The organism is Serratia sp. CY29653 (assembly GCF_052169255.1).
GTDB lineage: Bacteria > Pseudomonadota > Gammaproteobacteria > Enterobacterales > Enterobacteriaceae > Serratia > Serratia sarumanii.
This window is the reverse complement of the sequence record NZ_JBJNLC010000001.1, coordinates 999,790-1,016,145: the sequence shown is the minus strand read 5'-3', so window position 1 is coordinate 1,016,145 and position 16,356 is coordinate 999,790. Positions and strand designations below refer to the sequence as shown.

At 58.1% G+C, this 16,356-nt stretch carries 10 protein-coding genes; all 10 read right to left on the bottom strand.

From position 1 onward, the window contains the following. Positions 1 to 62 precede the first annotated feature (62 nt). Positions 63 to 374: a hypothetical protein gene (locus ACJ8HN_RS04995; protein WP_060438598.1), complete on the bottom strand. Its 312-nt coding sequence runs from the start codon at positions 372 to 374 to the stop codon at positions 63 to 65. A gap of 174 nt (positions 375 to 548) precedes the next feature. Continuing rightward, positions 549 to 902: an immunity 8 family protein gene (locus ACJ8HN_RS04990; protein ID WP_072008382.1), complete on the bottom strand. Its 354-nt coding sequence runs from the start codon at positions 900 to 902 to the stop codon at positions 549 to 551. A gap of 453 nt (positions 903 to 1,355) precedes the next feature. Further along, entirely contained in the window at positions 1,356 to 1,745 is a 390-nt protein-coding gene (locus ACJ8HN_RS04985; RefSeq protein WP_072265011.1) for a DUF6911 family protein, read from the bottom strand. Next, a complete protein-coding gene (locus tag ACJ8HN_RS04980; RefSeq protein ID WP_420287103.1) occupies positions 1,745 to 2,026 on the bottom strand; it encodes a cytidine deaminase-like fold-containing protein in 282 nt (93 codons plus the stop codon). The genes ACJ8HN_RS04985 and ACJ8HN_RS04980 overlap by 1 nt, the downstream gene beginning before the upstream one ends. Before the next feature lie 51 nt (positions 2,027 to 2,077). Then, positions 2,078 to 2,452 carry a CDI toxin immunity protein gene (locus ACJ8HN_RS04975; protein WP_060438597.1) on the bottom strand — a complete coding sequence of 125 codons (375 nt, stop codon included), beginning with the start codon at positions 2,450 to 2,452 and terminating at the stop codon, positions 2,078 to 2,080. 175 nt (positions 2,453 to 2,627) lie between these two features. Beyond that, the gene (locus ACJ8HN_RS04970; protein ID WP_060421284.1) at positions 2,628 to 3,041 is read right to left on the bottom strand and encodes an Imm63 family immunity protein; all 414 of its coding nucleotides are present in this window, start codon (positions 3,039 to 3,041) and stop codon (positions 2,628 to 2,630) included. A gap of 1 nt (position 3,042) precedes the next feature. Continuing rightward, on the bottom strand, positions 3,043 to 4,446 hold the full coding sequence (locus tag ACJ8HN_RS04965; RefSeq protein ID WP_060438596.1) for a glycohydrolase toxin TNT-related protein: 1,404 nt from the start codon (positions 4,444 to 4,446) through the stop codon (positions 3,043 to 3,045). Positions 4,447 to 4,529: 83 nt separating this feature from the next. Beyond that, positions 4,530 to 4,955: a hypothetical protein gene (locus tag ACJ8HN_RS04960; protein WP_060438595.1), complete on the bottom strand. Its 426-nt coding sequence runs from the start codon at positions 4,953 to 4,955 to the stop codon at positions 4,530 to 4,532. Positions 4,956 to 4,995: 40 nt separating this feature from the next. Continuing rightward, positions 4,996 to 5,361 carry a hypothetical protein gene (locus ACJ8HN_RS04955; protein ID WP_125460730.1) on the bottom strand — a complete coding sequence of 122 codons (366 nt, stop codon included), beginning with the start codon at positions 5,359 to 5,361 and terminating at the stop codon, positions 4,996 to 4,998. After that, positions 5,358 to 16,295: a hemagglutinin repeat-containing protein gene (locus ACJ8HN_RS04950; RefSeq protein WP_120150968.1), complete on the bottom strand. Its 10,938-nt coding sequence runs from the start codon at positions 16,293 to 16,295 to the stop codon at positions 5,358 to 5,360. Before ACJ8HN_RS04950 ends, ACJ8HN_RS04955 begins: the two co-directional genes overlap by 4 nt. Between the last annotated feature and the right edge of the window lie 61 nt (positions 16,296 to 16,356).

Sequence of the window (16,356 nt, the reverse complement as noted above, 5' to 3'; positions counted from 1 at the left end):
GTCTCGCCGTTAGGAGAAACGGCCGGCCTCTTGAGCAGTGCGCTGCTTAAGGGGTTGGGCCGTTAACGGACGACAGTTTGTCTGAAGATGTCGCCCCTAGGAATATTGTCTTCACCGACCCGCTTCTTGATTTCCGTCGCCAGGTACGGCGAGGCGCCGCTTGCCAGGTTATTGCCCGCCAGCGCCGTCAGCGCCCCCGTCACCGCCTGCGCCGCCTTCTGCAGGTCGCTGCCGGTGCCGTATTGCCGCATCGTGTTGTCGTATGCCCGCTGCATCACCGCCGCATCGTTCGTCGGTTTACCGCTCTTCTCAAGCTGCTCCCTGGCCTGCGCCTTCAGCCCGGCGATATCGCCCTGCGTGCGAATCACGTCCATCGCCTGGCCGCCAATCTCGCCGATAAGCTGCGCCTGCTTGAGCCGGTTTTGCTCCTTCTCCTTGTTGAATATCGGGCTGATGCTGCCGTCGTTGGCATGCTCGGTATCCCGGTTCAGCTGCTGTTTGCCGGTGTCGCGGACTATCAGCGCTCCCTCACTAACATCGGATTTTGCTTATGGTTGGTAATCCTCATATTCCCAAGCAAAAACACGAGAGAGTTTCTGAGCAATCTCCATCCAGTCACTACCTTCACACTGGTCAATATAATCCGTGATGGTTTTGGTGATCTCATCAAGATCGTACTTTCGAACCAACAGAGTATGACGTATCAGCTCAGGCACCCAGCGATTCTTACAAAGCCATTCAGGAGTGCAAATTAACACTTGATAATCATGCCCTCCGACCTCATTTTCAGGACCGATACATAAGTTGACCCATAATCCAAAACAATCAATCTCATCAGGTTGATAAGTTTCTGGAGTGAATTCTGCTGAGTAAACACCTAAAGATTTAAGCTCACCTTTCATTGAGTTATCACCATGTGCGCACTGCCTGTTTTTTGACCATCTTTTAATGTTTCAAATGTTGGTGGCGCCTTGTGCTGCACCTCTGTCTCCCAGCAGCAAGCCGGCGGCGGCGTTTTTCGCCTCAGCAGACGCGATCACTACACTCGAGTTTACCCCGGTCCTCATGACAACTGACGTTTCAGCATCACATACTCTGGATCACCACCGTCACCGATAAGACCACCTGGCGCGAACTCTGCCAGGCCAGCCAACAGCGGCAAGATTTGGGGGCCGACCAGGCGCGAGAGAACGGCGAGCAGGTTATCGCTGGCGACTGGCTAAGTCAGCCCGGGATCACCGAGGCGGAACACCTGGAGGTCTCTGCTGCGCCCGGTGTGATCCGGTCGCGGCGGCGAGAAGTGGGAGGATTTAGAGATTAGAAGCACAACCCCGGTCAAAACCGGGGTTACTGTTTTAATTCAGAAGATCCATTGAAACATTGCCTGTATCAAAGAACTCTTTAAAGATCCTGACAACAAGATCAAAGTCCTTAGTAAGCTGCCGCTTCGGCCAGTAATTACCAAGAATCATGACATTTTCCCCAGAAGAAGAGGTTTGATCCCATATAGACCTTACATCGCTCCCAGACTCATCATATTCAAGCAAAGTCACCAGATAAAAGCCATTCTCTGCCTCAACACTGAGTCTGTCAGGCCCAACTTCTGGAGCATTAATGATCCTAATATTTACACTACCACTACTATTCTTCAAAATATTTAAAAAATCGAGCACATCGGGCCATAAAGGGGACTCATTCCTGGCATATTGCTCACCAGTCCATAGACAAGAAAGTTCATAATTCATCATTTTTCCGGCCCTCGGTTCTCTATTTTTTTCATCCCTTGCAGCCAAAAAAGAACGTTACCAGTTGCTTCTTCGTATATCGTCAGTGACTTTAATCCGGCCTTTTCTGCCATAGTTCTTACATCACTCAGACAGTAGTTACATACTTCCTTACCAGTTACACTCATCGCCATTTCACGCCCTTGAGTCATTCCTTTATCAAAGGCTTGCTGAATCACACCTATTTCTGCATGAGCGGTGCCCATATTTCCATTAGGGTAATTTTTATCAGGCCGCTTCAGGTACTGACGAGTAAAAAGAGCCCTGCACCAAGGCCGGGCTATAATATACTGCTAATCCTTTATACCTAGACGGATTATCTCCGTTGGAAATAGAGGCTGCAATATCAATTCGTTATTAAAAATGAACATTTTAGGAGACAAAGCTGTAACATCATAAATATTTTCAGCAACCAACATTAGGTTAGCTCTAAAAATAGGAATGTTAATATCATCCACAAAAACGAACACATCATAACTTTTATTATAATTATCAGATACAAGATCATTTATATCTTCATAATCGGAATACTTAAATTCAGACCATAGTAAGTTCCCATTAGCAAAGGGATATTTATACAAAACATCAAGAGCATCCTTCTCTCTCTGACCTTCAAGCACTTCGAAATCAGCACTGAGAGCTTCTTTACATTCATCAAATAGAGTCATTTCTCTACCACTGTAACTGACTGACATTGCTGGTGACCTCCACGAAGCGCTCGCTGCTTTGCTAGACGAAGTCGATGCCGGTCTATCTACCAGCACTGTTAGTCAACTAAAAGCGGAGTCGCGGGCTCAACTACCGCCGACTTTAGTCGGCGGAATTGGCCGGGATTTTGTTACTTTAATTTAAAGTATCTATATACGGATTTTTAGTGAGGATATCATCAATTTCATGCTGAGCCTTTAATCTCCACTCATCACTAATAATCCCCATAAGATCAAGTACTTTATTGAACGCAATTCGCCGCCCATCTCTGTTCTCAACACGATTTTCCAGTTCATATTGAAAGGCTACTTTATAAATGAAGTCAGACATAATCCAATAAAACAGCTCATCTTTTGAACTCGTTGTTTTTCTAAAAAACTCTACCCCTCTCTCTGCATATACATAATTGTACAAACCACCATCATAGGAAATATGTGGCCTACCATCACCAGGTGATGATGAAAAAATGTGCAAATCACTTGCAGGAATCCCGACACTCGCCCCTAGGTCATTAATTTTTCTTTGTATTTCAGAAAAAGAGAGCAGCATATTACTTTATCTCCCGTAGATATCCATTTTTCACCAGCCAGTCAACATTTACTCGTTCTTGCATGTTGGGTAATATTTGGACACCTCCACCTGGCTGACCAAAAGCAGGAGCAATTTCTCCTTGTATTGCAGGCAAAGGTTTTATTACCTCATACTCATAATATTTTTCAGCTTTAGCACCAGGCGCAAGGGCCCGTTGTTCGTAAGGTGTCCCTTTCGGTGCAAGGAAAGAACCATTGGGCTCTCCATATCTATCCAAACGAGTACCTACTGGGATTGTAGTTTTGACAGGATCACCTTCAAATCCCAAATTCTTAGGCCAATCCCATCCCCCATTAGCATTCTTGAATTGGTCATAGTAAGAATACCCGCCTGCCTCAACATCAGTAATAGCACTTGAACTATTAGGGTTACCAGATGGTGTTTTAAGATTTGGTGAGTCAATTTTGCCAACCACTTTTGCTGCAATTTTCTCTGTGAGAGCTGTCCCCACTTTTGCAACACCAACGCCACCTGCAACAGCACCAATCAGATCAGACACTAGTTTACCGGCTTCAACACCCGCGTTATACGCACCACTTGCGCCAGCTTTCTGGTACTCCGACTCCATCAAGTTGATGCGATCAATGTAGTTTTGCTTAACGGCATCCGACATTGTGCTAAAGATGTCATCGCTCGATATCAGTTGCTTGATTGCATCATAAGCCGCAGCAGGATCACTGATGGATTTCGATAAACTCTCGACAGAGTCGTAGAGCCCTTGAGGAACACCAACTAACATGCCTGCACTGTAAGCGGTATCTTGCCCCAGACTGATAGCATCCCATTTGGCACCCACTTGCAATTGACAGGACACATTGCCTTTACAAGCATCAAACTCTTTATCTCTATCTGAGCGCTGTTGATTGCTCAGATAGTTATTCTCCACCGCATTCTTCCCAGCCTGCCCGCCGGTCACCGCTCCCGCAGTATCTCCCGTCGCCAGCCCGCCTGCAAGCCCTGCGGCCAACTGGCTCAGCGCGCTCACCTGCTGCTTCTCGCTTTCGCTCAGCTGCTCTTTCGTTTTGCCCGGGAACAGCTGCCCGGCAATGTAGCGCGCCGCCAGTTCACCGCCCCCCGCGCCCAGTCCCCCTGCCGTGGCCGACTGGTTGTTCAACTGCGCCGTCACCGCCCCCAGTACAGCGTGCGCCATTGTGTTGGCAGCAACGTCGACTTCACCGGTCAGCGGATTGGTGGTCAGTTTCTTGATTTCCGTCGCCAGATACGGCGAGGCGCCGCTCGCCAGCGCGCCCGCCAGGTTATTGCCCGCCAGTGCCGTCAGCGCCCCCGTTACCGCCTGCGCCGCCTTCTGCAGGTCGCTGCCGGTGCCGTATTGCCGCATCGCGTTGTCGTATGCCCGCTGCATCACCGCCGCATCGTTCGTCGGTTTGCCGCTCTTCTCAAGTTGTTCCCTGGCCTGCGCCAGCGCCGCCGGGTCTTTCTGCGCCTTCAGCCCGGCGATATCTCCCTGCGTGCGGGAATGACATCCATCGCCTGGCCGCCAATCTCCCCAATCAACTGCGCCTGTTTGAGCCGGTTCTGCTCCTTCTCCTTGTTGAATATCGTGCTGATGCTGCCGTCGTTGGCATGCTCGGTATCCCAGTTCAGCTGCGCCACATCCTGCTGCTGTTTGCCGGTGTCGCGGACTATCAGCGTACCTTCGCTAACCCCGGCCTTCGTCGTGCCCTCGGCGTGCCCGCTGTGGTTGGCGCCCGACAGCATGCCGCCGGCCATGTTGGTCAGCAGATCCTTGACCACCGGCCCGCCGGTGCTAAAGCTGCCGCCGCTGTGCGTTGCGCTGTAGTCCGCCTGGTTGTGGATGTCCGTCCAGCCCAGCGTGCCGGTATCGAGTCGGCTCTGTCCTTTGCCTACCATGCTTGAAACAAAGATCCCGGCCAAATTGCTGGAAACTTTGCTACTTGATAGGGCAATTATAATGCGCAGGTATTTGATAATGCTCTGGTATATCAGGCCAATCTGAAGATCTCAATAAAGAATCCGCATCCTCTTTAAATGCATCAAAAAAACTTGATAAATTCATTGAGTACACTCTGATATATACTAGTGCCGCTTGTATTGCGACCTTATCATCATCCAAGCTCGCCTTTACCAAAAACTCTTTTGCATTTCCAAGCAATTCAAGTTGACGATGGAATGAAGCACATTGTTGAGCTTTATAATCAACCAAAAGATCACTCTCATTTATTGGTTTTTTTGGCATTATCTTCGATAACTGAAGATAAATGTCTTTTAACTCATCAAAATTAATTTCTTTAATCATTTAGGTAATTTCCGTCCTTCAGTAGCAGCACTTTTTGTTTTATCTACATTAACTGAGCCATCCAGATTTAAAACAACTCTAAAGTTACCTTTGCTATCAAAAACTTCAAGATGATTTTTATGGCTAGCATCCAGATAAAATTGATCTCCCTTACGGATCTCATCACTGATGTTACTAGAAGCTTTATAAACTGTTTGTCCTTGATAAATTTTGCTAGTTTTCTGTGAACTATCTTTTGCCAAGACACCAAAACCAGCCTGCTTAAAGAACTCCCCCATATTTCCGACAGAGCCAGCATTAGGAACATATGGAACTTTCTTACCTGGAAGGATGATTCCAGCAATCAACCCTCCTGTTGCTTCCAGCGCTGCCTGATTCCCTTCAGATGCCTGAACTAACGTGTCTTTCACCGCTGACCAGGTTTCACTTTGCATCAGGGCAGTAACGGTATCCGCCACTGCCTGATTCTTCCCGGCCAGGTCGCTCATCGCCTTGCTGCAGTAGCTGTCGCCCGCAGCACATGAAGCCAGTGCCATTGCAGCATCAGCGGCGTAGTCCGCCGAGCCTAGTGCAGCATCACCTGTATCAGCAAGGCCATTGATAATGGCGTTCGCGATAGCAGAAGTGGTGCCTTTACCCAGCTTTTCCCTAACCTGATTTTTCAGAGACTCGGCGGCCTGTTTAACAGACTCCCGCGCCTTATCTCCTGACAACGAGTTATTCTCTACCGCATTCTTCCCTGCCTGCCCGCCGGTCACCGCTCCCGCAGTATCCCCCGTCGCCAGCCCGCCTGCAAGCCCTGCGGCCAGCTGGCTCAGCGCGCTCACCTGCTGTTTCTCGCTTTCGCTCAGCTGCTGCGCCGTCTTGCCCGGGAACAGCTGCCCGGCAATGTAGCGCGCCGCCAGTTCACCGCCCCCCGCGCCCAGTCCCCCTGCCGCGGCCGACTGGTTGTTCAACTGCGCCGTCACCGCGCCCAGCACTGCATGCGCCATTGTGTTGGCAGCAACGTCGACTTCACCGGTCAGCGGATTGGTGGTCAGTTTCTTGATTTCCGTCGCCAGATACGGCGAGGCACCGCTCGCCAGTGCGCCCGCCAGGTTATTGCCCGCCAGTGCCGTCAGCGCCCCCGTTACCGCCTGCGCCGCCTTCTGCAGGTCGCTGCCGGTGCCGTATTGCCGCATCGCGTTGTCGTATGCCCGCTGCATCACCTCCGCATCGTTCGTCGGTTTACCGCTCTTCTCAAGCTGCTCCCTGGCCTGCGCCAGCGCCGCCGGGTCTTTCTGCGCCTTCAGCCCGGCGATATCCCCCTGCGTGCGGATGACGTCCATCGCCTGGCCGCCAATCTCGACGATAAGCTGCGCCTGTTTGAGCCGGTTTTGCTCCTTCTCCTTGTTGAATATCGGGCTGATGCTGCCGGCGTTGGCATGCTCGGTATCCCGGTTCAGCTGCGCCACATCCTGCTGCTGTTTGCCGGTGTCGCGAACTATCAGCGTACCTTCGCTAACCCCGGCCTTTGTCGTGCCCTCGGCGTGCCCGCTGTGGTTGGCGCCCGACAGCATGCCGCCGGCCATGTTGGTCAGCAGATCCTTGCCCACCGGCCCGCCGGTGCTGAATGACCCGCCGCTGTGCGTCGCGCTGTAGTCCGCCTGGTTGTGGATGTCCGTCCAGCCCAGCGTGCCGGTATCGAGGCGGTTTTTCTCCTTGTCAGCTTGGCTTGCAATCACAGCGCCGTCGAGCTGGGTATGTTCTTTGACCTTGACGTCATACCCGCCTTTGCCGGCAAACAGCCCGGTCTGCTCTTTTACCGAGTCGAAGTTGCTGTGCAGTTTGTCCTTACTGGCGCTAAAATTCGCCGAGCCGCTGCCGGCGCCGATCGGCACGCTGATCCCGCCGCTCATCTGGGTCTGCCTGGCGTCATAGCGGTCGCTGTCCTGCTGGCTTTCCAGCGCCAGGTTACGGCCCACGTCGACGGTGACCTTTTCTCCGCTGGCCTGCGCGCCGGTAAGCCGGGTGTCGCGGCCGCTGGTCACCTTGAGATTACTGCCGGCATCCAGGGTGGTTTCGGCATGCGTCAGGCCGTTGCCGTTCTCATGCCCCTTGCCGGCATTGACGCCGGCCGAGACGCTGATGCCATAACCGCCAGAGCCTGCGCCGATGCCGACACCGACGTTGCCGCCTTTGCTGCTGTTTTTGCCGACGGTGCTTTCGCGGTTCTGCGCCGACTGCAGGGTAATGTCCCGCGCCGCATCGAGCGACAGATCTTTGCCCGCTTTCAGCTGGCTGCCGGTGACGACGATATCGCCACTTTGCGCGTTGTGGTTCTTGCCGCTCGCCGTTATCGACAGGTTTTGCCCGGCGGTGAGCGTGCTGCCCTGCGACTGGTGGCTGTCGGTGCGGGTTTCGCTTTTCGACGACTGACTGCCGTAGGAGGCGCTGATGCCCACTGTGTTGGTGGCACCTTGCGCCGCACCTTCGTCCCCCGGCTGTAAACCGGCGGCGGCGTTTTTTGCCTCCGCCGAGGCGGTCAGCGCATTATCCCGCTCCCAGGCCTGTGCAGCCTGCACGCCGGACAGCGCCGCCTTGGTGTTTTGCAGCGCGTTCAGGCGCCCATCGCCTTCTTTTCGCGCCTGCTGCGCCGAGCTGACGGCGGTGTTGAGCGCGCCGCCCACGGTGCCCGACAATGCCACGCTTAGGCCGCTCTGCTTCTGCTCGTAGGTCTCTTTACGCGTGCGCGCATCAACGCCGGGATCGATAGTCACGCTGTCGCCGGTAAGAGCCAGATCCTTGGCCGCTACCAGATCGGCGCCGCCGATGTGCAGTTGGTTGCCCGCCGTGACGTTGACGCTGCCCTGGCTGCTGCCGACGGTGCTGACGCTTTGGCTTTGGGTCCGGCCTTTCTCGTCGATTTCGTGTTTGCTCGACTGTTTGCCAATGGTGAAGCCGATGCCGCCGCTGCTCAGCAGGCCGCTTTTTTTCTTCTCTTCCAGCCGGTAATGCGTGTCGGTCTCGGTGGCCGCGCCGATGTCGACGTTACGGCCTGCCTGCAGGTTCACGTCCTGGTCGGCGGCAATGGCCGAGCCGGTGACCGTCAGATCGTTGCCGGCGCTGACGCTGACGCTGTTGCCGCTGAGCAGGCTGCCTTTCTCGCGTGTGGTGGCGTCATGCGCCACGCTGTGGCTGCTGCTTTTTTTCAGGAAACCTTTTTTCTGTGACCGCTCTTCACTGAGGGCCGACTCGCGTTCGGTGGCGGTATTGAGGGTCACATCCTGCTTCGCCTGCAGGGCGATGGCGCCCTGGTCGCTGTGCAGGGTGCTTGCCGTGGCGATGATGCTGCCGTCCTGCGCTACCACCGTGACGCCGCCCTGCCCGCTGAGGGTGCTGCCCACCACGTTTTCCCGTAGGACTTCTTCGGCGCGCTCACCTCTGGTTTTCCGGCCGCGACTTTCCTCGTTGGAGACGCGATGCTCGCTGTCGGTGGTGTGGTTAAGGATCACATCGTTTTTCGCCTGCAGGGCGATGGCGCCCTGGTCGCTGTGCAGGGTGCTGCCGGTGACCGTGACGTCGCCTTCACGCCCGATCACGGTCACGCCCTCGCGCCCGTTGAAGGTGCTGCCGGTGCTGATTTCGCGCCCGGTTTGTTCGATGCGATGGCTTTTGGTTTTGCCCTCGCGTTTGTTTTCGCTGTCCTGGTCCTGCGTGCGGGTGCGCGCGTCTTTAATGGTCACGTCCCGCGCGCTGACGCCAATACGCCCCTCTTTACTGTCAATCTGCGCGCCTTCGGCCAACAGGCGGTTGCCCGCCACCAGGGTGACGCCCTGGTCTCCGCCGAGTGCGCTTACTGTCAGGCGCTCTTCCTGGCGGTCGTTACTGACTGATGAAGTACGGCTGTTGGCGTCCAGGTGCGTGGTATTGGTGGTGCTTTCGGCCCTGATGTTGATATCGCCGCCGGCCTGCACGCGGGTGCTGCCGGCGACGCTGGCCTGGCTGCCCGTGAACGTGACGTCTCGCCCGGCATTGAGCGAGAGGTTGCCGCCAGCGTTAAGCTGACTCCCCAGAGCCTGCTGCCATTCGCCGCTGACGTGCGCCATCCGGGAGCCTGCCGCTTCCGTGCCGCCGCGGGTGCGGTTACCCATTGAACCGGAGATAACCTCAAGATCGGCGGTATGGCTGCTTTTCGCGGCGGTGATGGTCAGATCGTTACGCGCGCTCAGGCTGAGCGTATCGGTCGCATCCAGTTTCGCTCCGGTGAGCGTGATATCGGTGCCGCGCAGGCGAATGTCGCCGGCGCTCATGGTCGCCTGGCGCAGCGCGTCCTGCAGGTTAGTGCTCATGGCCAGACTGTCTGCCTGCACGTCAATGCTGCCTGCCCTGACGTCGCCGCCCTGATGCAGGAACTGCCCGGCGTCAACCGTCAGGGCTTTTTCGGCAAACAGGTTGCCGGCATTGGTGATGCTGTTTGCCGAGAGTTGCAGGTCACCGCCGCCAATTAGCGCGCCATCGCCGGTCAGGCGCAGCGTAGTCTGTGCCAGATACACCTTCGGCACCCACACCGTTTGCGGGCCGCCTTCCGTTTGCACCGTCTCGCTCACCAGCCAGACGATATCCTGTTGCAACGCCGCAATCTGCTCCGGCGTCAACGCCACGCCCGGCACCAGATGGAAGTCCTGGGCGACTTTGCTGCCATTGTTCATCAGTTGCTGGTACTGCTCCATCGCATCCCAGCCCTTGACGGACGGTTTGCCGGTCAGCGCCAGCACCTGCTCGCGCACCAGACGCTGCTCGTAAAAACCGTCCCCCAGGCGCTTATGGGCCTGCGCGGGGTCATACCCTACGCGCTCGAGCATGTAGTCGCTGCTGATAAAGTTGTCGCGGCGGGTAAAGCGTTCATCGGTTACCACCAGGAACGGGCTGCCGATCGCCGTATGTTGACTAAACAAGCCGTTATTGGGGATGGCGGTGGCCACATTGCCCAGATGCTGTAACTGCGTCAGCGCCAGCTCAGACGGCAGCAGTGGGCGCCCCAGCGGCGAGGACGGCGTGGCGCCCGGTCTTGTCATTTGCTCGCCCGGCGCCAGCGTCGTATCGCCGTCAGGTCGGGCAGCGCCCTCTACCGTGAAGGCCAGCGGATTGCGCTCAAGCTCGGCGCGTTCGGCATCTACCGCCTTTAACGCCGCATCAAGTTGACTGATTTGCGCCTGATTGACCGTGGTGTTGGTGATGCGGGCTCCGTTGATGGTGACCGTGCCATTGCCGGTGATCACCCCGTCAACGGTCGCCAGCGCCGTGGTTTCGTCCCGGTTGAACGTGGGGTACCAGTGATGCGTGTCCTTGTCATAATGGTCAACGATAGCCGCCTGACGCCGCTCGTTAACCGAGTAACCGCGGTTGTCCACGCTGCCGCCGCCGTCCTGCTTCAGGTTGCCGTTGGCCGTAATGACGCTGGCGTCATTGAGCAACGTTCCCGTGATGCGCAGCACCATGTTGCCGCCGGCCAGAATACGCGCGCCGATCCCCTCACTCACCAGCTTATCGCGCGTCACCGTGCCGCTCTCGGTACGTTCGCGGAAGTTGTTGTAATCGGTGATGAACGGCGCGCTGTCGATATCGACATGCTTTTCGGGATCCCAGGTCATCACCTGCGTCCAGTCGTGCTCCCAATGGAAGCCGTTTTGATAAGGCGTCGGGATGGTCGCCAGCTGATTGCCCCCACGCGTTTCATAGAACGTCATCGCATAGCTGCCATCGGCATTCGGCTTGAGCGCCAGGTAGTTGACCCACAGGTCGGTCAATTGGCCCTTATTGTCCTTGACCCGTACCTGTGCGCGCTTGCCCGCCGCATCAATGGCCAGCAGTGTGCCGTAGCGGTTGGTTTGCGCCGCCGCGTCATCCTGATAGGTCAGCTGCTGGGTGGTCGGTGCCATGGTGCTTTTATCGGGATTGACCTTTGAACCGTAGGAGCGCCAGTAGTAGTTGTAGCGGTGCCATTTGTAGTCGCTCTTCTCGGCGTTACGCTCAATCACCAGCCCTTCGCGCAGGTTGTTCAGGCGACGCGCTTCCACGGTGGCGTCACCGTCCGCTTCGATAAAGCTGGCCCGGTTTTCAATCAGGTCATCGCTGTGCAGGTGCAGACGGTCGGCGCTGTAAATCAGCGCGCCCTCCCGGTTGGTCAGCCGCTCACCGGCCTGCACCGTCAGGCTGTGGGTCGCCGCCATCACCGCAGGCGCACCGTGGTTGTCGATAATGCGCCCGTTCACGGTGATGTCGTCGCCCATCAGCGCCGCGGCGTTGTCCAGGGTATCGACGTTCAGCGTCATGCTGTCCGCCTCAAGACGCCCGGTGTTTTGCAAGGCTCCGGTCGTCAGCTGCAGCGTTTTGCCCACCAGCGCCGCCGGATTGGTGATGCTGGCAGCATGGAGCGCCAGCTTGCCGGGCAGCAACCAATCCGCCAGGTTGGTAAAGGCGCCGCTCAGAGAGAACGTCACCGTACCGTTACTGCTGATCGTTTCGCCGGCCTGATGGATGTAGTCCTGCTGCGCGGACAGCGTCAACGCCTGCAGCCCCAGCAGGGTACCGTTCTGATTATCCAAGGTACGCGCATGCAAGGTAAGTTGCCCGGCGCTCTCCACTCGCCCGCCCTGGTTGAGCAGCGCCAGCGGCGAGTCGGTCCGTGACCGGTCAGTATTGATATTGAGGTTGCCGTTGGCCAGGATCCGCCCCTGGCGGTTGTCCAGCTGCGTTACCCCCGAGAGGGTCATCTGGCCGCTACTCTGCAGGCGGCCTGCGGTATTGTCGATATCACGAGAGGTGATATCGGTGCGCGTGGTGCCCAGTATCAACCCGCCATCGCGATTGTTCAGGCGCTCGGCCTGCACATCCAGTTCCGCCTGGCTGCTGAGCGTGCCCTGACCGCTGTTATCGAGCGTCCCGGCCTTGAGCGCCAGCCCCTGGGTTGACACTAATTGCCCACCCCGGTTGTTGACCTGCGCCCCCTCAAGCGTGAGCGCGTCGCCGCTGTGCACCTTGCCATGCTGATTGTTAAGCCGGTCGAGTCGGTAGGTGCCCGCCCCCTGACTGATGAGCGTACCACCGGTATTATCCAGTTGCTTTGATGCCACCGTGATGCCGCCGCGGCTGCTGAGTACGCCGCGTGTATTATTGATACCGGCGGCCGACACCTCTTGCCCGCCATTGCTGCGCACTGCACCGCCGGTATTTTCCAGCAAACCAAGAATGCGCAGCGCCACGCGTTGCTGGCCGTCTATCGTCCCGCCGGCATTATTCAGCGCCTGCGCATCAAACGTCAGCGCATCGCCGCCCTGTATTTTCCCGCCGCGGTTGTCCAGCCCGCCGTTCAAATTGAGCCGCAGCTGCTTCTGGCTGTAGAGTTGCCCCGCCTGGACGTTATCAAGGCTGCGGGCGGCGATAGTCAGCGCCTGGCCCGCCAGCCATTCGCCGCCGGTGTTATTGATGGCGCCGGCGTGCTCGCCGTCAGCGGCCCCTTGTACGGTCAGTTGCCCCTGCGCCGAGACCTTACCGCTGCGGTTATCGATATCCTGTTTGATGCGCAGCGCCAGGTTTTGCGCCGATTGCATCACGCCCCGGGCGTTATCCAACCAGTCAGCCGTAAGCTGTGTTTCCTGCCGGCTCTGTACGCTGCCCTGCGTATTGTCAAAACCGCCGCTGATGGCCCGCCAGCTCCCCAGGCTGCCCATCCAGCCCTGCGTGTTGACGATATCCTGTGCCTGCAACACCTGAGACGATTGACTGAAAACTCGCCCCTGGCGGTTATCCAGTTTGCCGGTGAACTGCATGTCCAGGCTATCCAGCGCGTTGATGGCGCCCTGAGCATTGAGCAGACTGGCGGCGCGCACCTGCGTGCGGCCATTGCCGGTCAAGGTGCCGTTTTGGTTATCCCAGCCCCCCGCCAGATTCAGAGAAAGCGCCTGGCCGCCCAGCACCACCCCTGCGGCGCGGTTGGTCAACTGGCCTCCCTGCAGAGACAGATCGCCGCCGCTCTGCAGGGAGCCGCCGTCATTATCGAACAGGCTGGCTGCTCCGCCGTTAACGGCAAGGGCCTGCTGCGCGGTCAGTTTGCCGGAACGGTTGAGGATATTGCCTGTCGCATCCAGCGTCAGGCCTCCGCCGGACTGCAGCCGCCCGCCGGTATTGTCGAGCGACTGCGCGTTGGCGGTGACCTGCCGGCCACCTTGTGCGGTGCCGCCCTGATTGTCCCAATCGCCATCGGTGTTGACGGCGAGTGCGCTGCCGCCTTCAAGCCAGCCGGCGGCGTTGCTCAACCCTTGCTTCGCCGTCAGGTTCGCATCCTGCCTGGCGACCACCTTGCCCTGAGCGTTATCGAGGCGCTGCGCCGTTAGCGTGAGCGACTCGCCGCTGATTTCCCCCTCGCGGTTGCCAAGCACGCCCGACGCAGTGAGAGAGAGTCTCTGCCCGCCCAGCAGCTTGCCGGCCTCGTTGTGGATGTCTCGCGCTGACACCGTGGTTTGCCCATTCCCCTGCACCCTACCGTGATGATTGCTCAGCTCGCCCTCACTGCTCACCGTCAGCATCTCATCGGCGCCCAGCAGCCCCTGCGTGTTGTCCAGCCCCTGACGGGCATGCAGGTTAAGCCGTTGTCGGCCAATCACCTTGCCCTGCGTGTTGTCGAGACGGTCAGACTGCACCGTCAGCACCGTGGCACTGATTTCGCCGCCGCGGTTGGTGGCGTTGCCCGAGGTCTGCAGGGTTGATGCATGGCCTGAAAGCAGCTTACCGCCGTCGTTGTTGAGATTGCTCGCCGTTGCCGTCACGGCCGTTTCGCCTTGCGCCGTGCCGCCACGGTTGTCCCAGTCGCCGGCGTGCACATTCAGCGCCTTGCCGGCGCCAATCAGGCCGTGTTGGTTATCCAGGCGGCCGGCCGTCATTTCGAGATTTCCCTGGCCGATGACCTGCCCCTGCGCGTTATCCAGCCGTTGTACCGCCAGACGCACGTCATCGCCGCTCAGGGTGCCGGACTGGTTATTCAGATCGCTACCTGCCTCAAGCGTCAGGCCGTTCCCCGCCAGCAGATTGCCCCCGGCATTATTCACCGCGCCATCAACATGGAGCGTGAGCCCCGCCTGGGTTTTTATCGTGCCGCGCTGGTTATCGAGGCGGCCGGCGTCGAGGCGAAGCGCTCCGTTGCTGCCCATCGTGCCACCGCCATTGTCGAGCAGGCCACCCACTCGCCAGTGCTGCGCCGTTTCCCCCAACGCCACCAGGCGACCGCGCTGATTGACTAACTGACCGGCCGAAAGCCGGAGGCTCTGCGTCTCGATGGTGCCGTCACTGTTATCCAGCGCGCCTGCCAGGGTGAAACGGCTCTCACCGTCACCGGTCTGAGACCAGGTAGCCTGTTGGTTGAACAGGTTGTCAGCATCGACCGCCCAGCGCCCGGCCTTGACCTTGGCCTGCTGCGCATCCACATTTCCCTTCGTGCTCACGGCCAGCTCACCGCTGTCTACGGTGGACTGGCGCAAGGCCACGCCGCCCTCGCGGGCCGCCAGCGCGGTGCGGCCGGCCGCAACCTGCGCGCCGCTGATATCCACCCGGCGCCCGGACGCGTTGACGTTCTTTTTACCGAGCAGACTGCCACTGGCGCGGATATCGCCCTGGCTATCAAGCTGCAGATTGGCATCATGGACCAGCGCGCTTTCGACATTACTGCCCGCCAGCAGGTGGCCGCTGCTTTGGATGCCGCGCGCGGCGTTCAGGTGCACATTCCCGGCCGCCGCCAGCGTACCGGACTGCGTCAACATTCCCTCGCGACTCTCTATGGCCAGTTGCCCACCGCTGTACACTTTGCCGTGCGTCTCGATGTCGCCTTTTGCCGCCAATTGAATATCGCCGCCGGCCTGGGTGGCCGCATCCGGCGCATCAGAGCGCCAACTGAGCTTGCCTTCGCTGCTCACGGTGAGCGTTTTGCCCGCCCGGACCTGTCCGCCCTGGTTACGCACGCCGACGCCGGCTTCGGTGCCGATCATGCGGATACTGCCGCTGTACATGCCACCCATCTGCCCCATGTCGATGGCAAGCTCAGGCCTGGCACTGCCGTCGTCCGAAAGCGGCGCGGCGGTTTTGCCGTCCGCGCTCACGCGGTTACGACCGGCCACCACCGACACGCCTTCTTTAGCCCAGACGCCGGCGTTGACCTCCACCGCGCGCGCCAGAATGTCGACGTACTCGGTATCATGACGGGTATCGCCGTTGAGCCCACCGCCCTCGATGCGCACCACGCCGCGCTCGACCTGGTAGCCCGCCACGCTGCCATCGGCGTTCAGTTGCGGTTTGCCGGTGGTCAGCGTCATGCGCCCAGCGTTGATGGTGCCGCAGCCGTTGCAGACAATGCCGGCGGGGTTGGCCACAATCACCTGCGCCTTGCCGCCGGCCACTTCCATAAAACCGCGCAGCTGGCTGGGATTGTTGCTGTTGACTTCGTTGAGGATGACGCGAGCCGGCGCGGAATTGGGATTGAGATTAGGGTTACCCTGGATCATCCCGGCCATCTGGGTCGCGGTCATCACCGCCGAGTTGTTGAGGATGGCGCCTTTGGCGTCAACGTCAAACTGCTGATACTGATTATGTGAGACCCCAGCCTGGTTGGGGGCGGTGATGTTGACCTGCGGCAAGCCGTTCTGGGTAGTGATGACCTCCGGCCGCTGGGAAGGATTGGCACCGCCGTCCGCGACAATGCCGTCTGCCATGACGGGGCCGGCGAACATCAACAGCCCAAGCAGCCACACTGACCGACGCACGGTGACCCACAGACGACTTCCACCTGTTATTCCTGAACCGATGCGCTGCCCCGGCTCGCTGCTGCAGCTGCGGGCCAGTTCGGACACCACCCGCAACTCCCCGTGGGTGCGGCTGAAGATAAGGCGATAGCAATGTTTGTTCATAGGTCACATCCGTGAGAAAAGTCAGTCCGTTCAGATCAGCGCAGCAACGCTGCCGGTATCG